The organism is Streptomyces cynarae, from assembly GCF_025642135.1.
Taxonomy (GTDB): Bacteria; Actinomycetota; Actinomycetes; order Streptomycetales; family Streptomycetaceae; genus Streptomyces; species Streptomyces cynarae.
Genome location: NZ_CP106793.1, coordinates 8661777 through 8677996 on the forward strand (window position 1 = coordinate 8661777; position 16220 = coordinate 8677996).

Here is a 16220-nt window from a genome sequence, read left to right on the forward strand (position 1 = left end):
GATCCTGGGCGCCGCGGCGCCCGGCGTTCAGGGGCTCCTCTTCCGTCGGACGGGACTTCCTGGTAACGGCAGGACCACCTTCACGGGCGCCGTCGAAGCCATACTGGAGGCATGGACGATCTTGCGAGCTTCCTCCGGACCCGGCGTTCCCGGGTCGACCCTGCGGTCGTCGGTATCCCCACAGACAGCCGCCGCCGGGTGGAAGGGCTGCGCCGCGAAGAGGTCGCGCATCTGTCCGGAGTCAGCGTCGACTACTACGTACGCCTGGAGCAGGGCCGCGCGACCCAGCCCTCCGAGCAGGTCCTCGACGCGCTGGCCAGGGTCCTCGGCCTCGACGAGACCGAACGCGGGCACCTCTGCCGGCTCGCCCGGCAGCGCCGCCGCCGCGCGAAGGCGCCGGGCGGGCGGGTCCGGCCGGAGCTGCTGCGCGTCCTCGACCTGGTCGCCGACGCACCCGCGCTGATCATGGACCACCGCCTGGACGTACTCGCCGGGAACCGCCTCGCCGCGCTCCTCTACGGCCGGCCGGTGCCGGGCCTGAACACCGCCCGGCACATCTTCCTCGAGGAGGCCGAGCGCGGTCTTTACGCGGACTGGGAGAACTGCACCCTCCACGTGGTCGGGCACTTGCGCCTGGCCGCCGGCAAATACCCCGAGGACCCTCGACTGGCCTCGCTCATCGGCGAGCTGGCGATGGGCAGCGAACGCTTCCGCCGCCTCTGGGCCCGCGCGGACGTGCGCGCCCGCACCCATGGACGCAAGGCGTACCGGCACCCGCTGGTCGGACTGCTGGAACTGCACCAGGAGAACTTCGCGCTACCGGACGAATCAGGCATGGAGCTGCTGGTGCTGTCCGCGGCTCCCGGCAGCCCCGCCGAGGACGGGCTGCGCTTGCTCGCGGGCCTGGGCGCGGACAGCGGTGACGCCCATCCCGCGGCATCGCGCTGACGAGGGCACTGCCCGGCCCCCGGTGGATCCGAGTACTGGCACCGGCTGGTCGACATCCATGGTCAAGAATCCTTGCGAATTGCCCTTACAGGGCCTCGCCGCCCCTAGTGAGACCGGTCCGGTGGATCACTGTCCGGGCGAGGCAGGGGCAGCGGCTGCTCGCATACCAAGCGTTCCGGTCCGATGGCCGGTGAGGCGCGCCGGGTTGCTTGATTCTTCGGCTCGGGGCAGCGTGGTCGGTATCGGTCAGTTGTCCTGGGAGGAGTGCGCTGTGGCCATGGTCTCCCATGGGGCGTCGCGGACGATGTGGCCGCGGCTGCGGGTCGCCGACTGGACAGAGACCCGGGACACACTGCACATGTGGACCCAGATCGTCGGCAAGATCCGGCTGGCCCACGCGCCCCTGGTCAATCACTGGTGGCAGGTCACCCTGTACGTCAGCCCGCGCGGCCTGACCACATCGGCGATCCCCTACCGCTCAGGGGTCTTCGACATCGAGTTCGACTTCCTCGACCATCAGCTGTGTATCCGCAGCAGCGACGGCGCCAACCGCAGCGTGGCCCTGGAGGGGAGGCCGGTGGCCGACTTTTACCGCGAGACGATGCACGCCCTGGGCGAGCTGGGCATTGAGACAAAGATCCAGGCGTCTCCGAACGAGGTGGACCCGGCGATCCCCTTCGATGAGGACTACCAGCACGCTTCCTACGACCCGAGCGCCGCGCAGCTCTTCTGGCAGCAGTTGCTGCAGGCGAATCGGGTGCTGGGGGAGTTCCGCTCGTGCTTCGTCGGCAAGGTCAGCCCGGTGCACTTCTTCTGGGGTGCCATGGACCTGGCCTGCACGAGGTTCTCAGGACGGGCTGCCCCGCCGCACCCTGGCGGCGCCCCGAACTGCGGTGACTGGGTGATGATGGAAGGCTACTCCCGCGAGTTGAGCAGCTGTGGCTTCTGGCCCGGCGGCGGTGAAGAGGGGGCCTTCTACTCGTACGCCTATCCCGAGCCGGATGGCTTCGCCGCGCAGCCCGTCACCCCGGCCGACGCGTTCTACAGCCGTGAGCACGGTCAGTTCCTTCTCCCGTACGAAGCGGTGCGTGCCGCAGCCGACCCGGACCGGGTACTGGCCGGTTTCCTGCACACGACCTACAAGGCTGCTGCGGAACGCGGCGGCTGGGACCGGGCGGCCCTTGAAGAGGACCCGAACAGGTGGCGACAGCACCGTGGATCATCACTCACGGTAAGCGGGCATGACGATCCGCAATGATCTGGCGGCAGCGGTAGACCGGCCCCGAGGTGGGGCCGTCCGGTGGCGGGCACTTCGCCGGGACCGGCAGCCATCGGCGCTGGCCTCACCGCCTGCTGCCCGGCCAGAAGCCCTCCACCCGCACGTCCTCCACGCCTGACACTGAAGCAGCGGCGAGGCGGTGGTAAGGGAGTTGGGCCACAAGGGCGCCGAAACGCAAAACTGCGGCACAGGGCCTGCTGACGCTCGAAGGACTTGAGCGATCCCGAGCTGGACAGGAGGCCCTGCCCTCATGCACGTCTCGACCGAAGGTCACTCAAGCGAGTCGCCGCGCGCGAACCAGTGCTCACCGCGAACAGGGCAGCGGCTACTGCTTCTCACAGCACGCGCAAAGCCTGGTCGGCGTCACGTTCACGCCTGGCGAGCGCATGTAGCACGGCCTGATCGCCGTGTCGGTCACGGGCGGCTGCGACAAGGACATCGACTGCAATGGCGAGCGTGGCTTCGGGTGTCTGGCAGTGAGCACCCACGCTCAGAACCAGGTCATCAAGGTGCACTGCCAATTCGACGCATCGGGTTTGGAGGTAGCCATCGAGCAGCATTTCCTCTCCGGGCCGGTGGAGGATGGCCACTCGCCGATCGGCTGGCTCTTGGCCCAGCCGGTGTGCCAACCTTTGCCATGCGGCGCGCGCCTGTTCAGCCACGGCGGCGGGGCCGGCGGCTGCCGTCTCCTCGCTCCGCGCGCGCACGCCGACGTTGAGTGCGGAGTCCGGCAAAGACGTGCCGACGAGCCGCGCGTAGTAGCGCACTGGCGATACTGGCTCCGTGCCGACTGTCTCGCCGTCGAGAAACCATTCGACCTGCAGGACGCTGCGCGCAAGGTGACCAGCCAGTCCGCCCACCGTCATCCCCGGTAGCACTGACTCCTTGCCCCAGCAGCGCGCCACCTCTTCCGTGGCCAGCAGGTGCACAGCCCGCTCGGCGCCCAGCAGGTATGCCTTGCGTATCTCCTTAGTCATGCGAGGCATCTTGCCCATACCAAGATCCTCACGGCCGAGACGTCCACATGTTGGAACGCCTGCCCAGAATATGGACGAGCGATCAGTGGGGCCGAAGCCCCCTCGTTGTCTGCGAGGTACCGGATCGCGTCGACCATGTGCGTCCGACCAAAGATCACCCGACGGGGTGGTCGCACTGGAACCGCACCGAGCCTCGACGTCGTCGACCGCTTCGACATGCTCCGCCATCCGGCGAGCAGCGCCTCGGCATCCCGGACACCATCTCCCACCGCCACTGCTGCGGACCCGATCGAAAAGCCCGCTCCCGGCCCCGCATCCCGGCGCCCACCCTGCCGAGACGCTCACGGACCGTCATGGCTTCGGGCGGTGCGGCCCCCTGCCGAGTGCCAGGGGGCCGACACCGTTCACCCTCTGCTGCCCGCCTGACGGCCCGGCCTCACTTCAGGTGCCGGGCGAAGAACCGGTCCCCGTCGTCCACCTCGAACCACGGTGTGCCGGCGTGCCCGCCCATATTGGCGTGCAGTGTCTTCTCCTTGGTGCCGAAGGCGTCGAACAGGTCCAGGGCCTGCTGCCGGGGGTTCCCTTCGTCGTCCCACTGCAGCAGGAACAGCAGCGGGATGGTGACCTGCCGGGCCTCCTCGCGCTGGGCGCGGGGGACAAAACCCCCGGCGAAGAAACCAGCGGCCACGATGCGCGGTTCGACCACCGCCAGCCGAATGCCGACGGCGGTCCACCCCGAGTACCCCACCGGGCCGCCGATCTCGGGCAGCGAAAGGAGCGCGTCCAGGGTGGTCTGCCATTCCGGGACCGTCTTTTCGACCAGCGGGCCGATGAAGGACTCGAAGATCTCGTCGACCGGCTCGCCGGCCTGCATCGCCCGGCGGAGGTCGGCGCGGGCCTGCTCATCGACGGCGGAACGGGGCCGCTCCCCGTGCCCGGGAGCGTCGATGGCGGCCACCGCGTAGCCGTACGCTGCGGATTGTCGTGCCCGGGCCACCAGCCGGGAGTCCCGCCTGTGCAAGCCGCCGTTGTGGCCGATCAGGATCAGCGGGGCCGGTGCGGCGGATTCAGGCGTCCACAGGGTGCCGGGGATCTCGCCGAGGGCGAAATCGCGTTCGCGGACGCCGTCGCCGACGCGCTGTTCGGAAGTGAATTGCATGGTCGTGCCTTTCGGGAGCGCTCTGGAACGGCGCTCCCGGACGACCTATCGCCCGACCGTGACCCCGGAGGGGAGCACCCATGTCGATACTGCGTTCACGGGTACCACCTCCTCGTTCTCTCGCACGGCCTCCAAAAACGTAGCAGTGGTCGCCGTGGCCGCCAAACGGGTTTTTGCGGAGGCTCCTTGGCCGGATGCCACGGAGTCGGAACACAACGCAGAGCTACTCGGGGTCTTGTCGCGGCTTGCCGAGCGGTGGATCTGCGACGGCGGGGCGCACAGGGAGCGCTGTCGTTTCTCAGGTTCTGCTCCAACTTCTGTGGAGCGGTGACGCTCAGTGGTGTTGAAGGCCGCCGTTGCATGGTGATGTGATCACGATATGACGCTCGTGTCGGTGGGGCGGTCGAGAATGCCGGTCATGGCAGATCGCAGTCCGGTCGTCCGGATCATCACCTCGGCGGCGCGGGCGTCGCTGAAACAGCTCGGCCTGGCCCAGCGCGGGCGGTCACGTGTGTGGATTGATGATCACGGGTGGTGGCTCGGGGTTGTTGCGTTGCCGTCCTGCGGAGATGCTGGAGGTCCCGTGGAGCAATCCCCTTAGTCACGGGCTCAGGGGGATGACGCCGCATGGAACGGGTCGGGCTCGCGCGAGACGTCGTGCTCGGTCGCGTCGCCCAGCGCCACCGCCTGCGGGCGCGGGGAGCAGTTGATGAACACGTTCGTCTCCCCGGGTGTCCGGGATCCATCGCCGCGGGTGCCTGCGGACGCCCGCCACGGCGAACTGGGCGGGATCAACCCAGCGGGGGCGTGGCGCAGCGGCACTTGCGACACCGCATCGGATCGGCGCAGGACCATCGCCGGGGGGACGGAGAGCAGTTCTGTGCCATCGACTTCGCCAACCAGAACGCGGGACCGTCCTCGCGGTTGCGGGAAGGAGCACTCCACGGCGGCGTAGCGAGAGAGCGTGGGGGAGGGGCCATTCCGGCGGTTGCGGGGAGCAACGTCTTCCGCCTGCCGCACGGTCCGCCCAGCACTCTGCCCCGCTTCACCCACCAGGGGTGGCAAGCCACGGCTCTGGTTGCCGTCAAGCGCCCTGGCCCACGTCAAGTGACGGGGAGTTGCCCCAACAACCGACCGCGGTCAGCCCGTGCCGCCACGAGGCTCGCCAACTCGCCGGCGTCGCTGACACAGGATCCCTTCCAGGTGTCAGGAGCAGCAATTGCCTGCACACGAACCTCGGTCCCAAAACGCTGGGCAGTCTGACAGGCGTTGCAGGACATCGAGCGCCCGGACATCGAGCGCGCCTATATACGTCACCGCGTCCGCGAGGCCTGGTCGAACTGGGCGACAGACCACAACAGTTGCCGCTGTTTCTCGAAGGCGGCCGGGCCTGCAGGAGCTGCGGCAGCGGTGTCCTCCAGCAGCCTTCGTGGTCACGAACGTGGGACAGCCAGCTTCTCGTCAGAGTGCCTGGCCGTCGAAGGGGGCGCCGGCGCCGGGCATGAACCTCGCGCCGAGGTCGTACTGCGCCAGCCCGAAAGGTTGAAAATCGGCATCGGCAAGGACGCGGTAGAGGAACTCCGAAGTGGACATGTCGTACCGGTGCCATCCGCCGATGTCATTGGACCGCGCGAGGACGGGGTACTCGCCCGGCCGCTCGGCATCGATCAGCCAGAAGTACTCGTCGGCCCATTCGGTGGAGCCCCACTCAACCAGCCCCTTGCCGCCCGGTGCGTAGATCGCATAGGGCTCGACGGCGGAGACGTTTCCGAGCTTGCTGTCCTGGTCGACCGACAGGGAGACCCGCCACTGTGTCAGGAGGTCGAAGGCGGAGCCTTCGTCGCGCCCCAGAAAGTAGAGGGAATCACTGAAGACGCCGCTGCCGAACGCCTCGTAGAGCTCCTTGTAGTCGGCCGGTAGCGGAACCCCCAGCTCTCCCTCGATCGCCGTCCAGTCGACGGAGATCCCGAGCGGTTCCCACCCGGTCAGTTCGCTCACTCGCTGAACCCACATACAACAATTTTCTGGCACCGGTCTTCGTTCCGATGTCCCTCAACGCCCTCGTCGCTCAGGTCAGGATCGGCAGCTGTCGCACTCAGCCGACCTTGACGGGTTCTTCAGCAGCAACGTCGTATCGCTGAGCAAGCCCGTGGCTCCTGCATGATCGTTGTGCGTCGAGAACAGAGATGATCATCAGGTCCACGGACGTCCTGCATCCGGGGCCATGCCCGAATGCGTCACGACAATCGGCCGGGTGTGGTTCGCTGCTGGGGTGACTCAGGACTTGGAGATCGTCGCATTCGAATCCGCCGAGACGTTCGAGGCGTGGCTCGGTGAGAACCACGCCGTCTCGCCGGGCATCTGGCTCAAGCTTCGTAAGAAGGGCCCCGGAATCGTCGCGCTGGACTACGCCCAGGCGCTCGACGTGGCACTCTGCTACGGCTGGATCGACGGCCAGAAGGGCAAGTTCGACGACCAGTGGTGGCTCCAGCGGTTCACCCCGCGCAAGCCGCGCAGCAAGTGGTCCAAGGTCAACCGGGACAAGGTGGCCGCTCTGATCGAGCAGGGTCGGATGCGTCCGCCGGGGCAGGCCGAGGTCGACCGCGCCAAGGCGGACGGCCGCTGGGAGGCGGCCTACGACGGTGCGAAGACCGCCACGGTGCCGGACGACCTCGCGGCGGCCCTGACCGCCGACCCGGGCGCGGCGGAGTTCTTCGAGACACTGGACCGGCAGAACCGCTACGCGATCCTGTACCGGATCCAGGACGCCAAGAAGGCCGAGACCCGGGCGCGCCGAATCGAGAAGTACGTAGCGATGCTGGCGAAGGGCGAGAAGCTGTACCCGTAGTCATGGAGAGGGGACCGTGGCCGTGTGGTGCCCTTGACGTCCCCGTCGTAGACGGTCGGCCGGGGACCCAGCGGTTCCTACTCCACCACGTGAAGCGCCCGGGTACACAGCAAGTTGCCGCATCGTCACGACCGAGTTGCTTTGGACCTGCGCACTGCCTTGGCGCTCCGCTACTCGGGCCAGGGCATACCCAGCGAGTGGCCCCCCGGACGGGAGCTCCGCGACGAGAACGTGCACGGAGGGCTCAGCGAGGCGTCGTGAAAGAAAGCGTTGAGCCGTACCTGCTCCGGCTCAGCGACGAAGACGTCTGGTCGTTCCCGCACATGCAAGCCATGAACGATGCCATGAAGTACCACAAGCCGCGGAACGTCGTCCTGCGACGCACCTCTGACCCTGACCATGCCGCACATGGTGCCCGGCAGACCACACGATGCGCCACGGATTACCCGCCCCACCCCCTCTGCCGCCTGGCCGTCACTTCTCCTGAACAAGCGTGGGCTTGCGGGTGGGACGGGTGGCGGGCTGGAAGCGGAAGGAGAGGGCTTCCATCCACGGACGGTGCCGGGTCTTCTGCACGGCGGCGATACGCCACTGCTCCGTGGCCGCCTCGCGGACCAGTGTGTAGCTGGCGAGCTTGCCGAGTCGGGCCGGCCAGGCGCCCTTGTAGGTGTCGCCACGGGTGAGGACGACGGCGGTCGCGGGCCCGTAGCGGCGGATGGAGACGATCTCCACAGCCAGCTTGGTGCCCTTGAGGAAGCTGTCGAACAGGGCTTGGTGGGCACGCCCGATCTCCCCGCCTCCGGTGTAGACGGTGCCCACGAAGGTGACGTCGGTGGCATCGGGCGTGAACAGGCTTCCGTAGGCGGTGCCGTCGCCGCGGTTCCATGCCTCGACGGCCGCGTCGAGGACAGCGCGGATCGCCGTGGTGTCGGTTTCGCGGTCGGCGGTGTACGGGGTGGTCCCGGTCTCCATGATAACTTCCCCCATAAAGAATCTGCTCGAATGAACTCTCTTCTCTTAGGAAGAGATTATGGAAGGAGTACAGCCGTGTCAACAGTCCCGGGCCCTACGCCGGACGACGCGAGCCGCGTCTACCGGCGCTACCTCAGCGCCGTGCTGCTGCACGCCCACGCCGGAGCGAAACTCTGCGATCTGGGAGCCAGCGATCTGTACGCGCTCAACCTGCTGGAACTCGACGGCCCGATGACCCCCGGCCAACTCGGCGCCCGTACCGGCCTGACCACCGGCCCGACCACCCGCCTCGTCGACCGACTGGAGCAGGCCGGCTACGTCCGCCGCGTCCCCGCCCCCGACGACCGCCGCAAGGTCATCGTCGAACCCGTCGCCAAGCCCGCCGACCTCGACCGCGTACTGGCCCCCGCCCGCCAGAACCTCGCCCGCCTCCTGGCCTCGTACACCCCCGAACAACGCGCCGTCCTCTTCGACTACTTCACCCGCGCCACCACCGCCTACCAGGAAGCGGCCCAACACCTTCGCGACGAACCCCCCACTCGTACCGGGACAGTGGACAAACCCGACACTCCCTCGTAGAGCTCCGTCAGGACTTCCGTTCTCGGAAGAGTTGCCGAGGAGTGAGAACCGCTGACCGGCGCACGACGGCGAGATCGGAGGGGCGGCAGGCAAGGGGTAGGGGTTGCACCCGGTTTGGGTGCTTCTGATCGCGGCTATCCCTGATGTCTTGCTTTGGGTAGGGGCGCGCACAAGGCGCAGGTGGCGGACATCCGCCGATGGCCATTCCTGGTCGGGGCCGTCGGTGGGCCGTCCGAGGCGAACCAACGTTGACAGACGATGACAACCGACGACAACATCAGCGCGGGCCAGAAGGGTGCCGCCGGTAGGGAGCCGAGGTGGGAGGCTGCCTGCACCCACTTCCAGAAGAACTGGCTAGGGCAACTCGCGGCGCACCAATGCCTTGGCGCACGGCTCCCCGCTCGAGCGGGCGTACGCCATACGTTCACGGATCTCCCTGAGGGTCCGCGGTCGATAGCCGGGGCCACCGCAACAGCTCTTGTGGAAACGGACACCCGCGTTCAACAGCACAGAGAGCACTCGCCAGCCAGCGGTGTCCCGACGACGCGGCACGGCGAAGGCGGAGCCAACATGGATGAGCGGTTCAGCGCAACGCGGGCACAACCGTTCGTGGTCGCCGACGTACGGTTGCTTGTACGAGGCCCGGCACGGCAGGCAGACGTATGAGGTCTTTGCATGCGCCATGCGCTCAGACTACGGACGGGACCGGCCAGGCTCCACAGGATTCCGTGCAGGGGGTGGGCGTGTCGCACCAGTGCCAGGTGCATGGGTACTGAGTGGAAAGTCGGGAGAACGACGCCGTACCCCCTGCGTGCCCGGTCAAATGCGAACGGCGGTAACCACGGGGAACGTCTGCAAGTCCCCCAGAAATCCAGATCAGGTCTCGCCAACTCAGCGCCAACCCACGTACGCGATCTTCCAAACAAGTGCTCAAGCGCGCCAGCCGAGCGTCGGGAGGCGAGACGCCCCGTGCGCTACTCTGCTGCGCAGGGGGTGTGCATGAGCGACCCAGACCTATCCGAGTACGAGCGGATGTGGACCAGCGAACGGGACCAGTGGGCACTCTTTCGAAGCGGTGCCGGCTACCTGCCGATCCTTAAAGGCGATCCGCCAATGGCCGAAGTGATCTGCGATGAAGAGCTGGAAAACTTTGTGGTCGCGAGAATGCTCGCCGCAGGGGTGGCAGTCGTAGCCGATCTGGGCGATTGTCAAACCGCCAGTTGATGTCTGACATCAACGGCTGACACCAACAGCGACGAATCGGACCAGACGAGAGCGGCCACGACGGTCATCACTTCCTTGCTTCTGGGTCCCATGGCAACTGTTGCCGGCGACCGAGCCCAGGGGCCCTGCGGTGACGGGTCGTATTAGATGCACGCCTCAAGGGCCCGGCCAATCAACAGAATCCGCGCGCCGCAGTCGCTGCAGGCGCTGCGCTGCGGGCCCTCCAGCACGCGCTGGACCGGGACGGTGGCGGGCTGGTGGCTCGTGCCGTCCAGCTCACAGTCGACGCAGCGCCCCGAAGGGCCGGAGCGGATACCGTGTTCCGGGTAGAGGCCTTGAGCGATGCGCTGGGCCCGCTGGCGGGCGGTTGCGGTCACATTCCTTGTCGTGGTGTAAGCGATCAGCCGTATGACGTGGTTGGCAGAGCGAAGACGTTGTGGACGAAGTTGACCCGGCAGCGCTGCCAGGCGGCGCCAAGCATGACCTTGCGGATCGCTTTGGCAGGCCGCTGTGGCTGCCGGAGATGACCAGGCGGACACCGGTCCGTCCGCGTTATCGCAGGTGACGCAGGAACCGGACCCACGAGTGGAGGCCGACGAGGTATGTCGTCGCCCTTCCATCTCCGTGCCTCGACGATCTGCTCGGAGACCTCATTCGGAGCGGACCTCGACCACGACCGGACATGCGATCCCGCTCGGGTTTCATGTCTCAACCATGGAAAGTGCTCCAGCGGAATCCGTGTTCCAGCAGTGGTGTCAGTGTCCCGCGGTGAAGTGCGGCGAAGCCCATGATGGTCTTTTCCTCGTCGCCCTGGACGCGGGCCAGCAATCCCGGCGCCACGAAGAACCGCTCGTGCGTGTAGGCGAACGGACTCAGCGGCACGGGCCGCAATATGTTCCACAGGGGAGCAAAGCGCTCGGTCGGCATGGCATAGGTGCGTGCGCCGTAGGGGGCGGAACTCATCGCGCCGTTGAGAGTGAACTGCAGAAGGAACCGGCTCAGCGGTTCCTCTTCGGGGGTCGCCTCCGCATTCGGATCGTAGGGGTCATCGGTGAACCATGGATCGTAGGGGTCTTCGGTGAACCACACGGTGGGGTCGGTTCCGGCTTGATTATCCAGTGGCCACGGGATGGACCAGTCCTTCGCGGCTCCGCACCATTCGGCGAAGACCAGCCGGTCGCCGAGCGAACAGGAAGCACGCCGAGGCGGCTTCAGCACAGGATCGGGGAATCGGAGGATCGCCGGGCGGAGGCGAGCCAAGCGATAGAAGGTGGCCAACGCCTCCGGCAGGCCGTCCAGTCCCCCTGCCGTGCTCTCGTCCCCGGCCGACTCACTTTCCTCGGCGGGGAACCAGCCGAGGATAAACGACTCCATGGCCCGGATCGGATCCGTTGCGACGTCGTTGACCCAGTCCACATCCGGCACCGGCCCGGGCGCCGGGACCGGTCGGACAGCGTCCAGCACCGCGCGACTCAGTGGCCGGGCAAGTTCCAGCTCGCACTGGTTGAAGCCGGCGCGTGGAAGTGCGCTGCCCCTGCACCGTGCGATGCCGAGGGAAAGGCAACCCCGGTCAAGACGGACGAAGACGTGGATGAGCAGGGGGCTTTCGAAGTCGAACCGTGAGCGGAGATCGGGAATCGGGTCCCCGCACAGGAGCACCTTGCTGGAGTCCTGGACGCCGCAGACCCGCGGGTTGTCCCCGGACTCAACGATGACCACGGTCGCGTCCGCCCCCGCCCCGATCACTGCCGTGCCCATCTCGTACCGGCGGAGCCCCGCTCCGGCAACGGACAGTGCCGCTGCCTCGGTGACCAGGGCTGGAAGTGTTTGTGACATGCCGTGAGCCTATCCAGGGAAACGGACGGGGCGGATTGGCCGAGACGGTCATGTCGCTTGCCGTGGCATAGGCGATCAGTCGTTTGACGTGGTGGGCAGGATGGTGGGGCCCTCGGTGTAGAGGGCGTCCACGTTCTCGTTGGAGAGGTATCGGCGAGGGAAGGCGATCCACTCGTCGCGGAGTTCGGCACCGGCCCGTCCCGGGGACGGGCGCAGGGGACACCGTGATGGTCCGTCGGCCGCACGGGGGACTAACTGACCGCTTCAGAATGAGGGCGTGGGCGGCGGAGGGGCGCAGGCTGGTGCAAGCGGGCTTCAGGTGAGGTCGACGCGCCACGCGAAAGCGGATGCCGAGCCTTTGAACGGGGCGGAGGCGTGCTTTCTGAGCGAGGGCACGCTGCTCGGGCCGGAACCGTGGGCGGCTGGGGTCTAACGCAGGGCGGCGGCGACAAGGCCTTGGAGAGGCTCGCGCGGCACTTCGCCGCCGCACACCAGCCGGTCGAAGACCAGCCCGTCGATGCAGGTCAGCAAAGTGTCTGTGCGGTTCTCGACATCCGTCACGCCCTGACTCGCGAGGAACAGTCGGACGGCCTCGCGGCCGGCGTTCTCGCGGGGGATGAGAATCTCGCGCAGTTCGGGGTCCCGCACGCTCTCGACGGCACAGGCGTAACGGGCGAGCGAGCGGCGGCGGCCCTCGCCGGTGAGTCGCTGTCGGGTGAGCAACACCATGCCGTCCACCAGTTCCTCCACCGTGCGGATGGGCGGGAGATGCTCGGCCACCGTTTGCAGTTCCTCCTGGTCGAGTTGGACCAGGCGAGTGACGAGTCCGGTGAGCAGCGCGGCCCGGGTGCGAAAGTACGCCGACGTGGTGCCGGGCGGCAGGGCCGCTTTACGGTCGACTGCCCGGTGGGTCAGGCCGCGGATCCCTTCGTCGGCGAGTACGTCGACAGCCGCGTCCGCGAGGAGGGTGCGCCGATCCGAAGCCATGGCTCCTTTCTACACCTGTAGCGCCTCAGATAGGGTGATCCTTCTACAGATGTAGAAGCGCTGGGGGTTTGGGCATGGGCAACACGGCAGTGGTGGTCGGAGGGGGCATCGGCGGGCTGGCCGCCGCGATCGGCCTGCGCCGCACCGGATGGGAATTGACGGTCGTCGAGCGCGCGTCCATTCTTGAGGACGCGGGGGCGGGCATATCACTGGCCGCCAATGGCCTGCGGGCACTTGACGAACTCGGCGTCGGCGAGGCGGTACGGGATGCCTCGCGCGGCCAGTACAGAGGCGGCACCCGCACACCCGAGGGTGGTTGGCTGGCCCGGATGGACGGCGCGGTGCTGGAGAAGGCGGTGGGCACGCCGATCATGGGCATCCCTCGCTCCACCTTGCACCGGCTGCTGCGCGAGGCTCTGCCCGCCGAGGCCATGCTGATCGGCTCCGAGGCCGGCTCGGTCCGGCAGGCCGGCCCCGGGACGGTTCGAGTCGGCTGCGGCGACACGGTCCTGGACGCCGATCTGGTGGTGGCGGCCGACGGCATCGGCAGCAAGGTGCGCAGCCTTCTCTTCCCAGCCCACCCCGGCCCGGTCTACAGCGGCTCGACAGTGCTGCGCGCCATCACTGAGCGGGCGGTCGAACTGCGCACCGACTTCGAGTTGACCTGGGGGCGGGGGGCCGAGTTCGGACACATCGCCTTTCGGGACGGTCGGGCCGAGTGGCACGCCGTCCTCAACCTGCCCGCCGGGACGCGGTTCGCCGACCCGCTGACCGAACTGCGCCGATGGTTCCGCAACTGGCACGACCCGATCCCCGCGCTGTTCGACGCAACCCGACCCGCCGCCGTGCTGCATCACGACGTCAAGGAGATCCGCACGCCGCTCCCCTCGTACACGGTCGGCCGGATTGCGCTGCTCGGTGACGCGGCACACGCGATGACCCCCCACCTCGGACAGGGCGCCTGCCAGGCGCTGGAGGACGCGATCACCTTGGCCGCCGCGCTCGCCGCCGAGCCCACCGTCGAAGCCGGGCTCGCCCGCTACGACGCCGAGCGTCGGCCGCGCAGCCAGGCGGTTGCGCGGGCCGCCCGGCAGGCCGGGCGCATGGGCCAGCAGCTCTCCCACCCACTGGCCGTCACCCTGCGCAACACGGCGATGCGGCTGACACCCTCCCACCTCGCAACCCGCATGATCCTTCGGCACCACGCCTGGGTCCCACCACAGCTGAACTGATCCGATTCGCGCCCCCGCCAACTCACTACCGAGGTCCACAGGAACGAAGTCGAGCTGAACGTCCTGCCGTTGGAGGTCACGGTGGGCAGGCTGTCCGGGCGCGTGCTGATCTTGTTCCGGACGACCTGTGGGGGCGGGTGGCTCCGCTGCTGCCACCCGCCCCCGAGCGGCGCCACCGCCACCCCGGGCGACTGCGCATTCCCGACCGAGCGGCCCTCACCGGCGTCACGTACGTGCTGCGGACGGGCTGCTCGCACTGGCCTGCAGCCTCATCTGCCTGCGCCGACTACGAGCCTCATTCTGAGACGATCAGTTACGCCTCAGCCATCGCCGCCGTCTTCGTCTTCCCCCAGCTTCGGCGCGTACGGTCGCGCAGGGGCCGCAGGGCGCCAGCGGGGGAGTGGAGGAGGTGAAGCCGTAGCCGCCGAGCATGTTGAGGTTGCGGTGCTTGAGCGGGGGCAGCCGCGCGACATTTTCATTCCGGATCTCGTGGGCTTCGGCGCGGAGTTGTTCAACCGGGGCGTCGATGTACGGCGTGGTTCACAGCCAGACCGTGTTCAGGACCAGGCCGAGCTGGTCCTCCATGCCGCTCCGACGTGCTATCGCCTGGCTCCACGGCTTCCGCGGCTTACGCATCCGCTGGGAACGAGGCGATGACGTCGACGAGGCTTCTTCGGCCTCGCACCTTCGGTGCTCCTGAAGGGAAGAGGCAGAGATGGCCGAACAGCGTTGACCTCAAGTTAAGTCGAGCTCCTACGGTCGGTCTCGTCGAACCAGGTCAATGCGACGTTGGAGGTACTGGCCATGGAGTACTCGCACAGTGACGCCGAACTGATCCAGCAACCCATCGGGTACTGGTCTTGGGCGGCCTACAAGGCCATCGTCACCCGCACCCGGGCCGCCCTCGCGGGGATCGGCACTACCCAACCGCAGTGGTGGGTCCTCGCGCAGGTCGCGCGCGCCGACACCGTCAAGACCCGCGGCGACGTGTCCAGCCTCCTCCGGAACTACCTCGACACGGGTTCGGCAACCATGGAGTCGGAGATCGACAGGACCATCGCCCAGGGTTGGATCACCGAGGACGTCGACGGACGCCTGAGCATCACGGCCGAGGGCAGGGCGTTCTACGACAGAGCCGCGGCTCTTCAGGACGAACTATGGGCGGAACGGCATACGGGCATCTCTGACGAGGAGTACCTGACCACCCTGAAGGTGCTGCAGCGATTCATCCACAACACGCGCGGGCATGCCTGGCACCACTAGGCCCTGTTCGAACGAGCGGTGCGTCGGACGCGCCGACCGGACCTGAATGCCGATCGGCGCGTCGGTCACCGCGGGCGGCAGGTATCAGGCAAGGTGCCGGGAGAAGAACCTCAGAGAGCTCTCCAGCTCCGAGGCCGGTATGTCCCCATGCTTACCGGGGTTCGCGTGGAGCGTCTTGTCGGCGGAGGAGAAGGCGTCGAACAGCGCCAGGCTCTGGTCTCGCGGCACGCGCTCATCGTCCCACTGCACCAAGAACTCCACCGGGACCGTGATCCGCGTGGCGTCCGCGGCCGAGGCCAAGGCCCCGCCGAGGCCCAACACGGCAGCGCGGACCCGGGGTTCGGCGGCGACGAAGGGAACGCCGAGTCCGCATCCCAGTGAGACTCCCCAGTAGCCCACCGGGCCGGCGCCGACGTGATCGAGCTGCTGGACCGCGTCCAGAACCGTCTGCCATTCCGGGACGGTCTGGCGGGCCACGAGAGCCTGGAATGCGGCGACGAGCGGTGCCAGTTCTTCTCCAGCCTCCACACGTGCCTGGTTCTCGGTCCCGATGCGGTTGTACTTCTCGTCCACAGGCCGGTCACCATGGTTCGGCACGTCGACCGCCGCCACGGCAAAATCGCACTCAGTCACGAAACGGCGGGCAAGGCTCAGGATGTCGGGGGCCTTCTTGTGCTGACCGCCGCCGTGTCCCATGACGATGAGGGGACGAGTACCGGCAGCACCTTCCGGCGTCCATAGAACGCCGGGAACGTCGTTGAGGAAGAAGAGCTGTTCGCAGACGCCGTCGGAGCACGTCTCAGAGACGAAGCGCATAGCGTTTCAAGCCTTTCGGGGTGCCTTGCGGGCACTCCCTAGGCCATGCGGAGGAGGGAGGCCCGACCTGTCACAGCGTTGATCGGTCTCACCTCCTTGA

At 67.7% G+C, this 16220-nt stretch carries 15 protein-coding genes and 3 pseudogenes; 8 read left to right on the forward strand and 10 right to left on the reverse strand.

Going from position 1 to position 16220, the window contains the following annotated elements; all coding sequences use genetic code 11:
• Nucleotides 1-111: 111 nt before the first annotated feature.
• A complete protein-coding gene (locus N8I84_RS39120; RefSeq protein ID WP_263234285.1) occupies nucleotides 112-948 on the forward strand; it encodes a helix-turn-helix transcriptional regulator in 837 nt (278 codons plus the stop codon).
• A 277-nt stretch (nucleotides 949-1225) separates the two neighbouring features.
• Entirely contained in the window at nucleotides 1226-2206 is a 981-nt protein-coding gene (locus N8I84_RS39125) for a DUF5996 family protein (protein WP_263234286.1), read from the forward strand.
• A 356-nt stretch (nucleotides 2207-2562) separates the two neighbouring features.
• Here the strand turns inward: N8I84_RS39125 and N8I84_RS39130 are convergent, their stop codons facing one another.
• The 3 genes from N8I84_RS39130 to N8I84_RS39140 all read right to left on the reverse strand — a co-directional run bounded on the left by N8I84_RS39130 (nucleotide 2563) and on the right by N8I84_RS39140 (nucleotide 6361).
• Nucleotides 2563-3204 (reverse strand): maleylpyruvate isomerase N-terminal domain-containing protein, encoded by a 642-nt coding sequence (locus tag N8I84_RS39130; protein WP_263234287.1) that lies wholly within the window; start codon nucleotides 3202-3204, stop codon nucleotides 2563-2565.
• Nucleotides 3205-3640: 436 nt separating this feature from the next.
• Nucleotides 3641-4363, reverse strand: a complete 723-nt coding sequence (locus N8I84_RS39135) for a dienelactone hydrolase family protein (protein WP_263234288.1) — start codon at nucleotides 4361-4363, stop codon at nucleotides 3641-3643.
• 1461 nt (nucleotides 4364-5824) lie between these two features.
• The gene (locus tag N8I84_RS39140; protein ID WP_263234289.1) at nucleotides 5825-6361 is read right to left on the reverse strand and encodes an SMI1/KNR4 family protein; all 537 of its coding nucleotides are present in this window, start codon (nucleotides 6359-6361) and stop codon (nucleotides 5825-5827) included.
• Between the two features lie 256 nt (nucleotides 6362-6617).
• Between N8I84_RS39140 and N8I84_RS39145 the strand changes: the two genes are divergently transcribed.
• The gene (locus tag N8I84_RS39145) at nucleotides 6618-7211 is read left to right on the forward strand and encodes a YdeI/OmpD-associated family protein (protein WP_263234290.1); all 594 of its coding nucleotides are present in this window, start codon (nucleotides 6618-6620) and stop codon (nucleotides 7209-7211) included.
• A 474-nt stretch (nucleotides 7212-7685) separates the two neighbouring features.
• Here N8I84_RS39145 and N8I84_RS39150 read toward each other — a convergent pair whose 3' ends face one another.
• On the reverse strand, nucleotides 7686-8183 hold the full coding sequence (locus N8I84_RS39150) for an SgcJ/EcaC family oxidoreductase (RefSeq protein WP_263234291.1): 498 nt from the start codon (nucleotides 8181-8183) through the stop codon (nucleotides 7686-7688).
• Nucleotides 8184-8258: 75 nt separating this feature from the next.
• Between N8I84_RS39150 and N8I84_RS39155 the strand changes: the two genes are divergently transcribed.
• The gene (locus N8I84_RS39155; RefSeq protein WP_263234292.1) at nucleotides 8259-8762 is read left to right on the forward strand and encodes a MarR family winged helix-turn-helix transcriptional regulator; all 504 of its coding nucleotides are present in this window, start codon (nucleotides 8259-8261) and stop codon (nucleotides 8760-8762) included.
• 354 nt (nucleotides 8763-9116) lie between these two features.
• On the opposite strand, the gene N8I84_RS39160 is transcribed toward N8I84_RS39155, so the two are convergent.
• The gene (locus N8I84_RS39160; RefSeq protein ID WP_263234293.1) at nucleotides 9117-9446 is read right to left on the reverse strand and encodes a deoxyxylulose-5-phosphate synthase; all 330 of its coding nucleotides are present in this window, start codon (nucleotides 9444-9446) and stop codon (nucleotides 9117-9119) included.
• 315 nt (nucleotides 9447-9761) lie between these two features.
• Here N8I84_RS39160 and N8I84_RS39165 point away from each other — a divergent pair, with 315 nt between their 5' ends.
• Nucleotides 9762-9986 (forward strand): hypothetical protein, encoded by a 225-nt coding sequence (locus tag N8I84_RS39165; RefSeq protein WP_263234294.1) that lies wholly within the window; start codon nucleotides 9762-9764, stop codon nucleotides 9984-9986.
• Nucleotides 9987-10407: 421 nt separating this feature from the next.
• On the opposite strand, the pseudogene N8I84_RS43430 reads toward N8I84_RS39165, so the two are convergent.
• The 3 genes and pseudogenes from N8I84_RS43430 to N8I84_RS39175 all read right to left on the reverse strand — a co-directional run.
• Nucleotides 10408-10568: pseudogene (locus tag N8I84_RS43430) on the reverse strand (transposase); the annotation flags it as partial.
• Nucleotides 10569-10694: 126 nt separating this feature from the next.
• Nucleotides 10695-11822 (reverse strand): hypothetical protein, encoded by a 1128-nt coding sequence (locus N8I84_RS39170; RefSeq protein WP_263234295.1) that lies wholly within the window; start codon nucleotides 11820-11822, stop codon nucleotides 10695-10697.
• Between the two features lie 429 nt (nucleotides 11823-12251).
• Complete coding sequence (locus N8I84_RS39175) at nucleotides 12252-12809, reverse strand: TetR/AcrR family transcriptional regulator (protein ID WP_263234296.1); 558 nt, start codon at nucleotides 12807-12809, stop codon at nucleotides 12252-12254.
• 74 nt (nucleotides 12810-12883) lie between these two features.
• On the opposite strand from N8I84_RS39175, the gene N8I84_RS39180 reads away from it, so the two are divergent.
• On the forward strand, nucleotides 12884-14041 hold the full coding sequence (locus tag N8I84_RS39180; protein ID WP_263234297.1) for an FAD-dependent monooxygenase: 1158 nt from the start codon (nucleotides 12884-12886) through the stop codon (nucleotides 14039-14041).
• Nucleotides 14042-14178: 137 nt separating this feature from the next.
• A pseudogene (locus tag N8I84_RS43435) lies at nucleotides 14179-14235 on the forward strand (hypothetical protein); the annotation flags it as partial.
• A 126-nt stretch (nucleotides 14236-14361) separates the two neighbouring features.
• Here N8I84_RS43435 and N8I84_RS43275 read toward each other — a convergent pair.
• A pseudogene (locus tag N8I84_RS43275) lies at nucleotides 14362-14700 on the reverse strand (Tn3 family transposase); the annotation flags it as partial.
• A 145-nt stretch (nucleotides 14701-14845) separates the two neighbouring features.
• Here N8I84_RS43275 and N8I84_RS39190 point away from each other — a divergent pair.
• Nucleotides 14846-15304, forward strand: coding sequence for a MarR family winged helix-turn-helix transcriptional regulator (locus tag N8I84_RS39190; RefSeq protein WP_263234298.1), 459 nt, complete (start codon nucleotides 14846-14848; stop codon nucleotides 15302-15304).
• A gap of 84 nt (nucleotides 15305-15388) precedes the next feature.
• Here N8I84_RS39190 and N8I84_RS39195 read toward each other — a convergent pair whose 3' ends face one another.
• Nucleotides 15389-16120 carry an alpha/beta hydrolase family protein gene (locus tag N8I84_RS39195; RefSeq protein ID WP_263234299.1) on the reverse strand — a complete coding sequence of 244 codons (732 nt, stop codon included), beginning with the start codon at nucleotides 16118-16120 and terminating at the stop codon, nucleotides 15389-15391.
• Between the last annotated feature and the right edge of the window lie 100 nt (nucleotides 16121-16220).